Source organism: Enterobacter cancerogenus (assembly GCF_019047785.1).
Classification (GTDB): Bacteria; Pseudomonadota; Gammaproteobacteria; order Enterobacterales; family Enterobacteriaceae; genus Enterobacter; species Enterobacter cancerogenus.
The window spans coordinates 375,096-389,372 of record NZ_CP077290.1 but is presented as its reverse complement, the minus strand read 5'-3'; the positions used below and the strand labels follow the sequence as shown (position 1 = coordinate 389,372).

Sequence of the window (14,277 nt, the reverse complement as noted above, 5' to 3'; positions counted from 1 at the left end):
ATTTAAAATATCTGTGTTAAATCGTTATTTCTTCGCTTTTTTATTGATATTACCTACGGCAAGATCGGTGAGTTTAAGATCGGTTTCTTTTTCTTCTTCAAGCGTTTCCGCCAGTAACTTAACGGCTTTAGTATAGCCTAACTGTTCCGCTAAGGTCGCCAGGGTACCGTAACTGGCAATTTCGTAATGCTCTACTTTTTGCGCAGCGGCAATTAATGCGGCATCACGGACTTCATTTTTTTCAGTACTCTCAATGACTTCATTTGCCTCTTCAATCAAGCCTTCCATTGCAACACACTTCATACGCTTAATTTTGAGGCCGTCTTCCTGCTCAATGATTTGATCGATACGCTCGATCTGACCCTGTGTTTCCTCAAGGTGAGCAGTGAAGGCTGCGCTAAGCTGTTCGCTGGAGGCGGCGCGGGCAAGTTTGCTCAGCGCACGAGTCAGTTGCTTTTCCGCGCTGTAGGTGTCGGAGAGAAGGTGAATAAAGACGTCTTCGATGCTTTTCATATTCATATTTACGTTCCGATTAAATATGTGAAGGGTACTGCGAGCCGTCTGGCCCGCAGCAAGCTCTTTAGGTATTTAAAGAGACGTAATTAAGATCAGGATTTGTCAGAACCACGGCCTCCGCCATGACTATTCTGACCCCCTTTCTTACCTGCTTCAGAGGCGCGTTGCGGGTCGTTTTTGAAATTCCCACCGCTCTGCTGTCCACCTTTACGTCCTGCGTCAGATGCTTTATCACGATCTTCAGCGAAATTACCGGAACCACCACGATGCTCTGCCATATTAAACCTCATATTTCATATATTGGTCATGTCAGTAAGATACGAATATATTCCGTATCACTCGTCGTTCGATTAATAACTGTAGTCGCTGGTGGAGGTTCGTCAAATTTAATTAATGGCCCTGTTTGATTTATCGCAAAATAATGAGGCAATTAACGCTTCGCTTGCTAAAAATATATTCTTCCAGGAGGGCAGGTAAGTTGTTGTGTTTTCTGAGGGTATTCAGATTCTGTGCGCGCTAAATGATATTTTAGCCAAAAGTTATTGGCCCAAAAAATGCGGGTAGATGCCGTTTGCAGATTATTCCTGGTGATATTTCATCATAGCGAGACATAGCGGTAGAAAATAATTACAGGAGACTATTTTAGGCCTCATTTGTTACAAGGTGCGTCAACGCACGTGTTGACCACACGCGTCTTAAGATCACAATTTGTAAATTCTTCCCCCCGGAAGGAACGGCCTTTTCTACACTCCAGGTAATATTCACTGGAGGCAAGACATCATGGCGAACACCATCACGGCTGATGAGATTCGGGAGCACTTTTCGCAGGCTATGTCGGCGATGTACCAGCAGGAAGTTCCGCAGTACGGCACATTGCTTGAGCTGGTGGCAGATGTGAACCTTGGAGTTCTGGAAAATAATCCTTTATTACATGAACAGCTTGCGAATGCAGATGAACTGGCGCGCCTTAACGTTGAGCGTCACGGTGCGATTCGCGTGGGGACCGCGCGGGAACTCTCTACCCTGCGCCGGATCTTCGCCATTATGGGCATGTTTCCGGTCAGCTATTACGATCTCTCACAGGCGGGGGTACCCGTTCACTCCACGGCGTTTCGTCCGGTTGACGATGCGGCACTGTGTCGCAATCCGTTTCGTATTTTTACCTCGCTGCTGCGTCTGGAACTGATTGAAAACGCCGCGCTGCGCGAACGCGCGGCTGAGATCCTCTCGCGGCGGAACATCTTTACGCCGCGCTGTCTGGCACTTCTTGACCTGTATGAATCAGAAGGGGGCTTTACCGACGCACAGGCGAGCGAGTTTGTTCAGGAAGCGCTGGAGACGTTCCGCTGGCACCATCACGCGACGGTAGACCGGGAAACTTATCTGGCGCTGAGCAATGCGCATCGCCTGATTGCCGACGTCGTCTGCTTCCCCGGATGCCATATCAACCATCTCACGCCGCGCACGCTGGATATCGACCGCGTACAAGAGCTGATGCCGAAATACGGTATTGAACCCAAAGTTCTGGTGGAGGGGCCGCCGCGCCGCGAGGTGCCGATCCTGCTGCGCCAGACCAGCTTTAAAGCGCTTGAAGAGCCGGTGCTCTTTGCCGGGGAAGATAAAGGAACGCATACCGCCCGCTTTGGTGAAATAGAACAGCGCGGCGTGGCGCTCACCTCGAAAGGACGCGCGCTGTACGACAGCCTGCTGAGCCAGGCGGGGACGGGCAAAGACAACCTGACGCACCAGCTGCATTTGCGCGAGACGTTTAGCGCCTTCCCGGACAGCGAAATGTTTCTGCGCCGTCAGGGTCTGGCCTATTTCCGCTACCGCCTGACGCCTTCAGGCGAGGCACACCGCCATGCGTTTCGCCCCGGCGACGATCCGCAGCCGCTTATCGAGCGTGGCTGGGTGGTGGCGCAGCCGATCACCTATGAAGATTTTCTGCCCGTGAGCGCTGCCGGTATTTTCCAGTCCAACCTCGGCAATGAAACGCAGGCGCGCAGCCACGGTCATGCCAGCCGGGAGGCATTCGAGCAGGCGCTGGGCTGCCCGGTGCTGGACGAATTTACGCTGTACGAGGAGGCGGAAGCGCGCAGTAAACAGCGTTGCGGTTTGCTCTAAAATCGTTACTCTGCAAGGGTGTGATGGAAAAGAAGGTGAGTATGCATAATCCCTCCGCCCCTGTGGTTGAAACGCGCCAGGGCGCGCTGCTTGGTTTTACAGATGAGGATGTTTACGTCTGGTGCGGTATCCCTTATGCCGCACCGCCTGTCGGTGAATGGCGCTGGCGCTCACCGCGCGCGCCTGAGCGCTGGGAGGGCGTTCGTCAGGCCACGGCGTTTTCCCCGTCGAGCTGGCAAAGCAGCGAATATTGTCAGCAGCTCGGCGGCGGCGATCCCGGCATGTTTTCGGAAGATTGCCTCTACCTTAACGTGTGGTCACCGGCTGCACGTACCTCGCCGCGCCCGGTGATGGTATGGCTTCACGGCGGGGGCTTTACTCTCGGTGCGGGTGGGTTGCCTCCCTATCAGGGGAAAGCGCTGGCCCGGCGCGACGTGGTAGTCGTGACCCTCAACTATCGGCTTGGTCATCTTGGCTTTTTCGCGCATCCCGCACTGGAGGGGGAGGAGGAGCGCGTGGTGCATAACTTTGCGCTGCTCGACCAAATTGCCGCGCTGAACTGGGTACGGGATAACATTGCTGCCTTTGGCGGCGACCCGAATGCCATCACCCTGTTTGGTGAATCTGCCGGTGCACGCAGCGTGCTGTCGCTGCTGGCGTCTCCGCTGGCGAAAGGGCTTTTCCATAAGGCGATTGTGCAAAGTGGCTACACCTTGCCGGACACGCCGCGCGAACAGGCTTTGAAGAAAGGGCAAGCGCTGGCCCACCACTTTGGCCTTGAGAACGCCACGGCCGATGAGCTGCGTGCCATTCCGCCGGAGGCCTTCTGGCCGTTAACGGCTCCGCTGAATATCGCCCCTGCGCCCATCGTTGGTGATTGCGTGTTGCCGGAAGCGATGCTGGATTTCTTCTTTGCAGCCCGTCAGCATCCAATGCCGATCATGATTGGATCGAACAGCGACGAGGCCAGCGTCATGGCGGTCTTTGGTATCGATCTCGCCGGGCAGATCCAGAAGCTGCGGCGCGAAAGACGTTTTGGGCTGGGGCTGATCAAGCTGCTCTATCCCGGCGTGAAGGGGGATGAAGAGCTGGGCAGGCAGGTGTGCCGCGACATGGCGTTTACCACCATGGGGTACGTGGTGATGCAGGCGCAGCAGCGCGCCGGAGCGCTCTGCTGGCGCTACTGGTTTGATTATGTGGCAGAAGCGGAACATGCCACCTACGTCAACGGTGCCTGGCACGGCAATGAAGTTCCTTACGTGTTTGATACGCTTGGGCAGGTTGAGCCGTCTCGTCACTATGTGAATGAGCGCGACCTCCATTTTGCAGCCCAGGTGGCGGATTACTGGGTCAGCTTCGCCCGTGATGCAGGCACCCGCGACAGTCTGCCGGGGCCAGTCCGCTGGCCCGCATGCCGAAAAGGTCGGGATGTGCTGCTACGAATTGGCGTGAATAAACATGCAGGTTTCAGGCTGGAAAACCGCTTTATGCGCGCGCGCATGAGCCTCTTCAAACGGGTGATGAAACACCACGTCAGCCTCGACTGAGCAGGCAGGCGCGAAACGCCGCCAGTCCGTCCTCCTGACCGGGCGAGTCGCGCCATACCAGGCGGTAACTCGCCCCGGTTTTAATACTGGTGTCATAAGGCCGCGTCAGCCGCCCGGCACGGATATCCTCCTCCACCAGCGTTTCGTCAGCAATCGCCATCCCCAGCCCCTGAATCGCCGCGGTAATGGCGAGATCCATGGTATCGAAGTGTTGATTTTTGAGCATGGCTGCGCCCGGCTGTGCCTGATGTGCCAGCCATAATGACCAGTCCGTTCTGTCGCGGGTCGGGTGCAGAAAGGTTAAGGACTCAGGTGCGACGCCGGCGCGCTGGGGGCTTACTACCGGGGTTAAGGCCTCTTCAAACAGCAGATCGCCCGCGCTCATGTGGGTGCCAAAGACGATTGCCGCATCGTAGGACTCGGTTTTGAAATTGACGTTATGATCGGTCGTGGTGGTGAGCGCGATCTGCAGATCCGGCTGTTCACGTTCAACCTGAAGCAGACGCGGCACCAGCCAGCGCATGGCGCAGGTGGGCGCTTTCAGGCGGATCACGGTCTGGTGCGTTCGCGCGCGATCGGCCACCGTCAGCAGATGCTCAAAGGCAGATTGCAATTCCGGAAGCAGGGCGCTTCCCTGGGATGAGAGCCGCAGCCCGCGGGCGTGGCGTTCAAACAGCGGAAAGCCGAACCATGTCTCCAGCGCCGCAATTTTACGGCTTACCGCGCCCTGCGTCAGACAAAGTTCTTTGGCGGCGTGGGTAAGATTAAGATGCCGCGCGGTGACCAGAAATGCATCAGCGGCGTTGAGCGGGAACGAGCGGCGCGACATAAAAACTCCTCAGCTATGCATTTTTATCATGGCTATTATGACAACAATTCGGTTGTTCCAACAGCTCAGTTGTTGTTTGAATAGTTATGCACTCACCATGAGAAGGACAGAGGATGACTATACGAACCCCGGTGCAAACTCGCTCAAAATTGCCTGACGTGGGGACCACCATTTTTACCGTTATCGGCCAGCTGTCCGCTCAGCATAACGCCATCAACCTGTCTCAGGGCGCGCCGAATTTTTCCTGCGATCCGGGCCTGGTCGCTGGCGTGACCCGCGCCATGGAAGCCGGGCATAACCAGTACGCCTCGATGACCGGCCTGCAGTTGTTGAAGGAGCGGATCGCAGAGAAAATCGGTACGCTGTACGGCACGCAATACGATCCCGGCACGGAGGTGCTGGTGACCGCCAGCGCTAGCGAAGGCCTTTACTCGGCGATTGGCGGCCTGGTGCATCCGGGCGATGAGGTGATTTACTTCGAACCCTCGTTCGACAGCTACGCCCCGATTGTGCGTTTGCAGGGTGCCACGCCCGTCGCCATCAAGCTGACCGTGCCAGATTTTGCCGTCGACTGGGACGAGGTTCGCGCGGCCATCACCCCGAAAACCCGGATGATCATCGTCAACACGCCGCATAACCCGAGCGGGCAGGTCTTCTCGGCAGACGACCTGCAGCAGCTTTCAGCCCTCACGCGCAATACCGACATCATTATTTTGTCGGATGAAGTGTACGAACATGTGGTGTTCGACGGCCAGCCGCACCACGGTATGGCGACGCACCCGCAACTCGCCGAGCGCAGCGTGATTGTCTCCTCGTTTGGGAAAACCTATCACGTCACCGGCTGGCGAGTGGGGTACTGCGTTGCGCCCGCGGAGCTGATGGAGGAGATCTGCAAGGTCCATCAATTTTTGATGTTTTCTGCCGATACCCCTATGCAGCACGCCTTTGCCGAGCACATGACCGATCCGCAAACCTGGCTGTCGCTGGCGGCGTTTTATCAGCGCAAGCGCGACCTGCTGCAAAGTTTGTTGGCAGAGTCACCGTTCAGGCTGCTGCCGAGTGCGGGATCGTTCTTCCTGCTGGCAGACTACCGTTCGTTCAGTGATGAGCGCGACAGCGAACTGGTGAAACGGCTGATCACCGAGTGCGGCGTTGCCACCATTCCGCTGTCGGCGTTTTATGCCGACGGCACGGACAATAAGTTGATCCGCCTCTCATTTGCTAAAGACGAGGCGACGTTACGGGCAGGTGCCCAGGCCCTGTGTCGGGTTAAACCACGCTAAGGAGTTTGAGATGAAATTACGCGCGTTAGTTGTCGGCATGGGACTGCTGTGTTCGTTCTCGTCGTTTGCGGCCACCGAGCTGCGTTACGGGCTGGAAGCAGAATATCCGCCGTTTGAAAGTCGCAATGCTTCGGGTGAACTCGAAGGGTTCGACGTGGAATTGGGTAATGCCATCTGCAAAGCGGCGGCGCTGAAATGCAGCTGGGTAGAAACCTCATTTGATGCGCTCATTCCGGGGCTGGTGGCGAAGAAATTTGACGCGATTAACTCAGCGATGAACATCACCGCGCAGCGCGAGAAAAGCATCGATTTCACCCAGCCGATTTACCGTATTCCGTCGCAACTGGTCGGCAAAGCCGGCAGTGCGATAGACGCGACGCCAGAAGGACTGAAGGGTAAAACCATCGGCGTTCTGCAAGGCTCTATTCAGGAAACCTACGCAAAAGAGCACTGGGAAAAGCTGGGTGTCACCGTGGTGTCTTATAAAGATCAGAATATGGCGTGGGGAGATTTGCTGAATGGCCGCATCGACGCCTCGCTGGTGATGTCCGCGGCCGGGCAGGCAGGCTTCCTGAGCAAGCCGCAGGGCAAAGGGTTTGGCTTTATTGGCAAGCCGGTGTCGGACGACACTATCCTCGGCAGTGGGATCGGTTTTGGGCTGCGTAAGGGGGATGAGGCCACCAAAAAGCAGCTTGATGCCGCTATCGATAAAGTACGTGCCGATGGCACGATCGCTAAACTCGCTGATAAGTACTTCCCGGGTATCGATGTCAGCGTGAAATAACCGCCTCGCTTTGTCCCGGCTGTCGATGTCCAGCCGGGTACTTTTTTATCCCCTGGACGTTGTCAATGTATCCTGCTCTTGTGGTGAGTCTAAATTCAGTCTATATTCAATCCAACAAACCGCCCCCATCATCAGGTTGCTCATGAAAGTTGAAACTATTAGCTACGTAAAAAAGAACGCGGCTACGCTCGACCTTTCCGAGCCTATTCTCGTTACGCAAAATGGCGTTCCCGCTTATGTTATTGAGTCTTATGACCAGCAGCAGGAGCGTGAAAATGCTATTGCACTTTTGAAATTGATGACGCTTTCAGAGAAGGATAAATCCGAAGGGAAAAAGTATTCGAAAGCGCAACTGCTTGATAGTCTCGACTGGTAAGGATGCAGCCTCCAAAAAGGGTTGGACATGGAACAAAGCTCGGTAGTTTTTGAGTACACGTTTACCGCAAAATTTTGCATTGAACATATCGTCAGTTTTCTTCGCAACGCGGATGTTGAGCCACGACCCATCATAGAAGAACTTTTAACGCAATTTGAAAGTCGCGTTGGCCAATTTCCCCTTGGTAGCCAGATTTGCCCTGAACTGGTGAAAATCGGATGTGCTAAGTACCGCGAGTTCAATAGCGCAGGCGGGTATCGTGTACTTTATTCGGTAGAAGAACATTGCATAACTGCGCATGCCATTCTTTCCCAGCGGCAGGATATTAAACAACTTCTGTTTACGCGCCTGATTCAACCCTGAGTGCATGCATAAAAGGTCCGGCATGCCCGGGCCTCTTTACATAAGCATACCTGTCTTTACACCACTTTCAGGCCGTTCTGGTCGACAGAAAATATTTCATACTTTGTTCAGATAATCACCGGCCAACAATTGGATTTCTAACCGTTTTTGTTTAGGCTGTGCGTTCTTTCTTGCCGTCGTTTCGCCCTGTGCGAAATACATTCACACGACCATAAGGACGTTTTCTCAGGCATGAATCGCAGACGTTTTTTAAAAGGCTCACTGGCTATGGCCGCCCTGAGCGGCACCTCTGGCCTGTCTTCCCTGTTTTCTCAGGCAGCATATGCTGCAGACTCTGACATAGCTGACGGCCAGAGCCGTCGTTTCGACTTCTCTGTTCTGCAATCTATGGCGCACGACCTGGCGAAAACCCCGTGGGGCGGTGCGCCGCGTCCGCTGCCGGAAACGCTGGCGACCATGACCCCGCAGGCCTACAACGCTATTCGCTATGATGAGAAGCAGTCGCTGTGGAACAACATCGAAGGCCGCCAGCTGGACGTGCAGTTCTTCCATATGGGCATGGGCTTCCGCCGTCGCGTACGGATGTTCTCCCTGGATCAAACCACCTCCCAGGCGCGTGAGATCCATTTCCGTCCGGAGCTGTTTAGCTACGGCGACACGGGGGTCGACACCAGACAGCTGGAAGGGCAAAGCGACCTGGGCTTTGCGGGCTTCCGCGCCTTTAAAGCACCGGAGCTGGCGCGTCGCGATATCGTCTCATTCCTCGGCGCAAGCTACTTCCGCGCGGTGGATGACACCTATCAGTACGGTCTGTCGGCGCGCGGGCTGGCTATCGATACCTTTACCGATACGCCGGAAGAGTTCCCGGACTTCACCGCATTCTGGTTTGAAACCGTTAAACCTGGTGATACCACCTTTACCGTCTACACGCTTCTGGACAGCCCAAGCATCACCGGTGCCTACAAGTTCGTGATCCACTGTGAAAAGAGCCAGGTGATAATGGACGTAGAAAACCACCTCTACGCGCGTAAGGACATCAAACAGCTCGGTATCGCACCGATGACCAGTATGTTTAGCTGTGGCAATAACGAACGCCGCATGTGCGACACCATTCATCCGCAAATTCACGACTCTGACCGTCTGGCCATGTGGCGCGGCAACGGCGAGTGGATCTGCCGCCCGCTGAACAATCCGCAGAAACTGCAGTTCAACGCTTACATGGACAAAAACCCGAAGGGCTTTGGTCTGCTACAGCTTGACCGTGATTTTTCCCACTATCAGGACATCATGGGCTGGTACAACAAACGCCCGAGCCTGTGGGTTGAGCCGCGTAATAACTGGGGCAAGGGGGCGGTCGGGCTGATGGAGATCCCTACCACGGGCGAAACGCTGGATAACGTGGTCTGCTTCTGGCAGCCGGAGAAAGCGATTAAGGCGGGGGACGAGCTTGATTTCAAATATCGCCTCTACTGGAGCGCACAGCCGCCGGTACGTTCTCCGCTGGCAAACGTCTACGCCACCCGCACCGGCATGGGCGGCTTCCCGGAAGGTTGGGCACCGGGCGAACACTACCCGAAAGTGTGGGCGCGTCGCTTCGCCATTGATTTTGTCGGGGGCGATCTGAAAGCCGCTGCACCGAAAGGTATTGAGCCGGTAATCACACTCTCCAGCGGTGAAGCCAGACAGGTTGAGATCCTCTACGTTGAGCCGTTCGACGGGTATCGCATTCTGTTTGACTGGTACCCCACCTCGGACTCCACGGAGCCGGTGGATATGCGGATGTTCCTGCGCTGTCAGGGCGACGCCATCAGCGAAACCTGGCTGTATCAGTATTTCCCGCCCGCGCCGGATAAACGCAACTACGTTGACGACAGGGTAATGCGTTAGTCCTTATGGCATGGTGCCGGGTGGGCTAACGCTTACCCGGCACTGGCAGTGCCTTCAGCGTCCGCCACCTGGCCATTGAGAGGGAACATGTCTTCAGAAATCATACCCGTCACCCCGAATATTGAACTTCGCGCCGTCGACGAGCGCTATACCTCCGTCCTGCATCATTTAGTTGTCAAAAACAAAGCCTGGCTACAAACCGCCTTCGACTGGGCGCAACACGTCGGCAGTGAAGACGACACCCGGCGTAACGTGCAGAGCAATCAAATGCTGCATCAGCGTGGTTACGCCAAAATGTTCCTGATTTTTCTCGAAGATCAGTTAACCGGCGTGCTGTCATTTAACGCAATCGAACCGGCAAACAAAACGGGATACATCGGCTACTGGCTGGATGAAGAGCATCACGGGCAGGGGATTGTGTCTCAGGCGCTGCAGGCCTTTATACGTTATTACGCCGGGCGCGGGGAAATTCGTCGCTTCGTCATCAAATGTCGGGTTGCTAACCACAACAGTAACCGCGTCGCACAGCGTAACGGTTTCACGCTCGAAGGCTGTCTGCGCCAGGCCGAGTTCCTTAATGGTCGTTTTGACGACGTTAACCTGTACGCGAAAATCGTCGCGCTATAGCGCACCCAGCAGGGGCGTGCGGGTGATCCGCTGCCTGCCGTTGATAACCTTCTCGCCGCGCAGGTGAATGCTCTCGCCTGCAAAGGCCTCTATAACGGCATCGTCTGTGATCTCAATACGATGCTCGATCAGCACATCGCCAGTGATACGCGCCCGGCCCTGGATCACCACGCGGTCGTCTATCAGAATCGGCCCGCCGCGTAACCACGCCTGACCGCCGATCAGCACATGATGTTTGATCACGCAGTTCCCCTCGACCACGGCGTTCTCTGCAACCTGCGAGCTGTAGCGCAGGGTCGGTATGGCGTCCTCTTCTTTTCCCGCTATCAGTCGGGCGTGACCGTAGACCTTTGCGCAGTCGCAAACCCAGACGTTATTAAGTTCGTTACCCTCAAGAATGGCGTGGTCGAACACCTCCGCACGGTGTTCAACAAAGGCATTGCTCACCATTGCTTCACCGTATATTTGCGCCTGATGGACGATGCGCGATTCGCTCACCGTCGCGTTGCCGTAAATCTTCAGGATCTGCTCATGGTCAGGGGTTAACCCTTTGGCGGCGATAACCTGGCTGTGGTGAAGCACGCGGGCGTTACCGTAAATATGACATTCGCCACGCACAATTGCCTGCTGGATGGTGACGTTGTCACTTATTATCGCGCCATGGCTGACCTGCGCCGCATCCAGCCAGCTGTTGCCGCCTACCTGCGCGCGATGGCTTATCACGCAGGGCTGGGTGATCCGAGCGTTGTCGCAAACGCGTGCGCCGGCAAACACTACGCTGTTTTCATCGTATATCCAGCAGTGCCCTTCGTGCGCGAGGGCACTCTCATCTTCAACCCAGCCGCCTTTATTGCCGCTGGCGACATCGTTGAAATCCATCGTGGCGATAAGCTGCCGTAAGATAATCGGGGAGCGGGGCTCGTCGTTTTGGCTGTGCCAGATCCGCGTCTCGTCGCTAAGCCGGTATTTTTTCATTCTGTTTTCTCTGAAAAGCGTCTTTACTAAACGTAGCAAATTTTCCGCGTTTCGAAGTGCTGGCGTCCCGTGCGGAAACCCCTTAAAATGGCATTTCAAATACATTTTAAAATATCAAATAAATGCATAAAAATAACACTTCCCAACAAGCTCTTAACTTGCCCGCAGGCTATTTCGGCATGGTGCTGGGAACCATTGGGATGGGCTTTGCGTGGCGCTATGCCAGTACACTCTGGCCGGTGTCGCACTGGCCCGGCGATATACTGGTCGCGCTGGCGGTGGCAATCTGGTTTTTACTGACGCTGGCGTTTATCAGCCGCGCAATCCGGTTTCCGCACAGCGTGCTGGCAGAGATGCGCCATCCGGTGATGAGCAGCTTCGTCAGCCTTTTTCCGGCCACAACCATGCTGGTGGCGATCGGTTTTGTCCCCTGGTATCGTCCGCTGTCGCTGGTGTTATTCGTCGCTGGCGTGGTGATACAGCTCGGCTATGCGGCCTGGCAAAGTGCAGGGCTGTGGCGTGGGAAACATCCGGAAGAGGCGACCACGCCCGGTTTGTATCTGCCTACCGTGGCCAATAACTTTATTAGCGCGATGGCCTGCGGGGCGCTCGGGTTTAACGATGCGGGCCTGGTGTTTCTCGGGGCGGGGGTATTTTCGTGGCTTAGCCTCGAGCCGGTGATTTTACAACGCCTGCGCAGTGCTGGCGAACTGCCGTCAGCCCTTCGTACCTCGCTCGGTATACAGCTTGCGCCCGCGCTGGTCGCCTGCAGCGCCTGGCTGAGCGTAAACGGGGGCGATGCCGATACCTTTGCCAAAATGCTGTTCGGCTATGGTTTATTGCAGCTGCTGTTTATGCTGCGCCTGATGCCGTGGTATCTGTCTCAACCCTTTAACGCGTCGTTCTGGAGTTTCTCGTTCGGCGTCTCCGCGCTGGCAACCACCGGCCTGCACTTAGGGCATAGCAGCCCGTCGGGCTTCTTTCACGCCATCGCCATTCCGCTGTTTATTTTTACCAACATCATCATTGCGATGCTGCTGGTTCGTACGTTTATCTTGCTGATGCAGGGCAAACTTCTGGTGCGCGCTGACAAAGCACAGCTTATGCAATCTGAGGAAAAGAAATGACTGTTGACGAGAACTACTTCACCGAAAAATATGGCCTCACCCGTACGCACTCTGAGGTGCTGTACAGCGCCGGGATCGTCAAGCCGGGTAAAACCCTTGATCTGGGCTGCGGTAACGGGCGCAACAGCCTGTATCTGGCGGCCAACGGCTATGATGTGACCGCCTGGGATAAAAATCCCATGAGCATTGATAACATCGAGCGCATCAAAGCGGCAGAAGGGATTAGCCATTTGCAGACGGCGATCAAAGACCTGAACACCCTCAGCTTTGACGGCGAGTACGATTTTATCCTCTCCACCGTGGTGATGATGTTCCTGGAAGCGAAGACCATTCCCGGCCTGATTGCCAATATGCAGCAGTGCACCAAACCGGGCGGGTATAACCTGATTGTCGCCGCGATGGACACGGAGGATTACCCTTGCACCGTGGGCTTCCCGTTCGCGTTCAAAACGGGCGAACTGAGCAACTACTATGAAGGCTGGGAGTTGCTCAAGTACAACGAAGAGGTCGGTGAGTTACACCGCACCGACGAGAACGGCAACCGCATTAAACTGCGCTTCGCCACGCTTCTGGCGCGCAAGCCAGCTTAACGCGCGGCCAGCAGACAGAGCTGAAGGGCGGTGTGGTAAGAGGCCTCGAACGAACTGAGCGGGAGAAACTCAAACTTCGAATGGAAGTTATGGGCACCGGTAAAGAAGTTCGGGGTCAGCAGCCCTTTGGCTGACAGCGCTGCGCCGTCCGTACCGCCGCGCATGGGCGTCGGTTTTGGCGTAATGCCAAGCGACGTCATGGCCTCAAACATCAGGTCGATGGCGCGCCTGTCTTCCCCAATTGCGTTGCTGATGTTGCTGTACGTATCCTCTATGTGGAATGCGACCCTGGCCGTTGGGTGCTGCGCGGCTATCTTCTCTGCCACGATTGCGATCTGCTGCTTACGTGCGGCAAAGCCTGCGGTATCGAAATCACGAATGTTTGCCTTGAGCATCGCCTCACTTTGCCCGGCCTGAATGCCGTTGAACCAGATATAACCTTCACGTCCCTCGGTACATTCCGGGGTTTGCTGGCGATCGAAATGGCTGATGAAATCAGCGGCCATCAGCAGCGGGTTTACCAGCACGCCTTTGGCTGACATCGGGTGCGCGGTGACGCCGGTGAAACGGATCTCCGCCGCTGCGGCGTTGAAGTTCTCATACACAATCTCGCCCAGCTCACAGCAGTCGATGGTCCAGGCAAAGTCCACGTCGAAACGTGCCAGGTCCAGCGCTTTGGCACCACACAAACCAATCTCTTCGTCGGGCACAAACGCCACGACAATGTCGCCATGGCGATGTTCTGCCGTCAGGTTTTCAAGCAAGGTCATGACCACGGTAACGGCGGATTTATTATCTGCGCCTAATACGCTGGTTCCGTCGCTAAAAATAATCTCTTCATCAGGGTAAGCCAGAATTTCAGGGTGCTCTTTTACGCGAAGCCAGATGTCTTTCTCTTTATTCAAACAGAGGTCTTCACCGCGAAAGGTTAATATTTGTGGATGAATATCCGGTGATAATCCGACATCAACGGTATCGATATGGGTAATAAATCCAATTCGTGGTGCGCCCTCAACATTTCCCTTTTTTATCGCGGTGACGGTGGCGAATTCATCGATCGCTATGTCGCTTAAACCCAGATCTTTCAACTCGTTAGCCAGCTCACGCGCCATGTCATGCTGGCCCGGCGTGGAGGGCAGGGTTTCCGCTTTCGGATCGCTCTGGCTGGTAATGGCGAGATAGCGAAAAAAGCGTTGGGTTAATTGTCTGGAGAGGGGGGAAGCCATAGTGATTCCTTCTTTTTTGTTTT

General features: G+C 55.3%; 15 protein-coding genes. 10 read left to right on the top strand and 5 right to left on the bottom strand.

Going from position 1 to position 14,277, the window contains the following annotated elements; translation table 11 throughout:
• Nucleotides 1–24: 24 nt before the first annotated feature.
• Entirely contained in the window at nucleotides 25–519 is a 495-nt protein-coding gene (locus I6L58_RS01840; protein ID WP_088209067.1) for a YciE/YciF ferroxidase family protein, read from the bottom strand.
• 89 nt (nucleotides 520–608) lie between these two features.
• On the bottom strand, nucleotides 609–794 hold the full coding sequence (locus I6L58_RS01835; RefSeq protein ID WP_042319775.1) for a con-10 family general stress protein: 186 nt from the start codon (nucleotides 792–794) through the stop codon (nucleotides 609–611).
• A 502-nt stretch (nucleotides 795–1,296) separates the two neighbouring features.
• On the opposite strand from I6L58_RS01835, the gene hglS reads away from it, so the two are divergent.
• Nucleotides 1,297–2,640 carry a 2-oxoadipate dioxygenase/decarboxylase HglS gene (hglS, locus tag I6L58_RS01830; RefSeq protein ID WP_088209068.1) on the top strand — a complete coding sequence of 448 codons (1,344 nt, stop codon included), beginning with the start codon at nucleotides 1,297–1,299 and terminating at the stop codon, nucleotides 2,638–2,640.
• Nucleotides 2,641–2,681: 41 nt separating this feature from the next.
• Entirely contained in the window at nucleotides 2,682–4,187 is a 1,506-nt protein-coding gene (locus I6L58_RS01825) for a carboxylesterase/lipase family protein (protein WP_088209069.1), read from the top strand.
• Here I6L58_RS01825 and I6L58_RS01820 read toward each other — a convergent pair.
• Nucleotides 4,174–5,016: a LysR substrate-binding domain-containing protein gene (locus I6L58_RS01820; RefSeq protein ID WP_088209070.1), complete on the bottom strand. Its 843-nt coding sequence runs from the start codon at nucleotides 5,014–5,016 to the stop codon at nucleotides 4,174–4,176. The genes I6L58_RS01825 and I6L58_RS01820 overlap by 14 nt on opposite strands.
• Nucleotides 5,017–5,129: 113 nt before the next feature.
• Here I6L58_RS01820 and I6L58_RS01815 point away from each other — a divergent pair, with 113 nt between their 5' ends.
• The 6 genes from I6L58_RS01815 (at nucleotide 5,130) to rimL (ending at nucleotide 10,336) form a co-directional block, all read left to right on the top strand.
• On the top strand, nucleotides 5,130–6,299 hold the full coding sequence (locus tag I6L58_RS01815; RefSeq protein ID WP_088209071.1) for a pyridoxal phosphate-dependent aminotransferase: 1,170 nt from the start codon (nucleotides 5,130–5,132) through the stop codon (nucleotides 6,297–6,299).
• Between the two features lie 10 nt (nucleotides 6,300–6,309).
• A complete protein-coding gene (locus tag I6L58_RS01810) occupies nucleotides 6,310–7,083 on the top strand; it encodes a transporter substrate-binding domain-containing protein (protein WP_088209072.1) in 774 nt (257 codons plus the stop codon).
• Nucleotides 7,084–7,225: 142 nt separating this feature from the next.
• Nucleotides 7,226–7,459 (top strand): type II toxin-antitoxin system Phd/YefM family antitoxin, encoded by a 234-nt coding sequence (locus I6L58_RS01805; RefSeq protein WP_088209073.1) that lies wholly within the window; start codon nucleotides 7,226–7,228, stop codon nucleotides 7,457–7,459.
• A gap of 27 nt (nucleotides 7,460–7,486) precedes the next feature.
• A complete protein-coding gene (locus I6L58_RS01800) occupies nucleotides 7,487–7,822 on the top strand; it encodes a type II toxin-antitoxin system RelE/ParE family toxin (protein WP_088209074.1) in 336 nt (111 codons plus the stop codon).
• A gap of 231 nt (nucleotides 7,823–8,053) precedes the next feature.
• Complete coding sequence (locus I6L58_RS01795; RefSeq protein ID WP_088209075.1) at nucleotides 8,054–9,709, top strand: glucan biosynthesis protein D; 1,656 nt, start codon at nucleotides 8,054–8,056, stop codon at nucleotides 9,707–9,709.
• Between the two features lie 87 nt (nucleotides 9,710–9,796).
• Nucleotides 9,797–10,336, top strand: coding sequence for a 50S ribosomal protein L7/L12-serine acetyltransferase (gene rimL, locus I6L58_RS01790; protein ID WP_058608803.1), 540 nt, complete (start codon nucleotides 9,797–9,799; stop codon nucleotides 10,334–10,336).
• Here the strand turns inward: rimL and ydcK are convergent.
• Nucleotides 10,331–11,311, bottom strand: a complete 981-nt coding sequence (gene ydcK / locus I6L58_RS01785) for a YdcK family protein (protein ID WP_088209076.1) — start codon at nucleotides 11,309–11,311, stop codon at nucleotides 10,331–10,333. The genes rimL and ydcK overlap by 6 nt on opposite strands.
• Before the next feature lie 122 nt (nucleotides 11,312–11,433).
• Here ydcK and tehA point away from each other — a divergent pair, with 122 nt between their 5' ends.
• Nucleotides 11,434–12,438 (top strand): dicarboxylate transporter/tellurite-resistance protein TehA, encoded by a 1,005-nt coding sequence (tehA, locus tag I6L58_RS01780; protein ID WP_088209077.1) that lies wholly within the window; start codon nucleotides 11,434–11,436, stop codon nucleotides 12,436–12,438.
• Nucleotides 12,435–13,028 (top strand): tellurite resistance methyltransferase TehB, encoded by a 594-nt coding sequence (tehB, locus tag I6L58_RS01775; protein WP_006175209.1) that lies wholly within the window; start codon nucleotides 12,435–12,437, stop codon nucleotides 13,026–13,028. Before tehA ends, tehB begins: the two co-directional genes overlap by 4 nt.
• Here tehB and pepT read toward each other — a convergent pair.
• A complete protein-coding gene (gene pepT, locus I6L58_RS01770; protein WP_088209078.1) occupies nucleotides 13,025–14,254 on the bottom strand; it encodes a peptidase T in 1,230 nt (409 codons plus the stop codon). The genes tehB and pepT overlap by 4 nt on opposite strands.
• Nucleotides 14,255–14,277 lie beyond the last annotated feature (23 nt).

Coding starts and splice junctions, on each gene's coding strand:
- I6L58_RS01840 (WP_088209067.1), bottom strand. CDS start 519: ATGAATATGAAAAGCATCGAAGACGTCTTTATTCACCTTCTCTCCGAC.
- I6L58_RS01835 (WP_042319775.1), bottom strand. CDS start 794: ATGGCAGAGCATCGTGGTGGTTCCGGTAATTTCGCTGAAGATCGTGAT.
- hglS (WP_088209068.1), top strand. CDS start 1,297: ATGGCGAACACCATCACGGCTGATGAGATTCGGGAGCACTTTTCGCAG.
- I6L58_RS01825 (WP_088209069.1), top strand. CDS start 2,682: ATGCATAATCCCTCCGCCCCTGTGGTTGAAACGCGCCAGGGCGCGCTG.
- I6L58_RS01820 (WP_088209070.1), bottom strand. CDS start 5,016: ATGTCGCGCCGCTCGTTCCCGCTCAACGCCGCTGATGCATTTCTGGTC.
- I6L58_RS01815 (WP_088209071.1), top strand. CDS start 5,130: ATGACTATACGAACCCCGGTGCAAACTCGCTCAAAATTGCCTGACGTG.
- I6L58_RS01810 (WP_088209072.1), top strand. CDS start 6,310: ATGAAATTACGCGCGTTAGTTGTCGGCATGGGACTGCTGTGTTCGTTC.
- I6L58_RS01805 (WP_088209073.1), top strand. CDS start 7,226: ATGAAAGTTGAAACTATTAGCTACGTAAAAAAGAACGCGGCTACGCTC.
- I6L58_RS01800 (WP_088209074.1), top strand. CDS start 7,487: ATGGAACAAAGCTCGGTAGTTTTTGAGTACACGTTTACCGCAAAATTT.
- I6L58_RS01795 (WP_088209075.1), top strand. CDS start 8,054: ATGAATCGCAGACGTTTTTTAAAAGGCTCACTGGCTATGGCCGCCCTG.
- rimL (WP_058608803.1), top strand. CDS start 9,797: ATGTCTTCAGAAATCATACCCGTCACCCCGAATATTGAACTTCGCGCC.
- ydcK (WP_088209076.1), bottom strand. CDS start 11,311: ATGAAAAAATACCGGCTTAGCGACGAGACGCGGATCTGGCACAGCCAA.
- tehA (WP_088209077.1), top strand. CDS start 11,434: ATGCATAAAAATAACACTTCCCAACAAGCTCTTAACTTGCCCGCAGGC.
- tehB (WP_006175209.1), top strand. CDS start 12,435: ATGACTGTTGACGAGAACTACTTCACCGAAAAATATGGCCTCACCCGT.
- pepT (WP_088209078.1), bottom strand. CDS start 14,254: ATGGCTTCCCCCCTCTCCAGACAATTAACCCAACGCTTTTTTCGCTAT.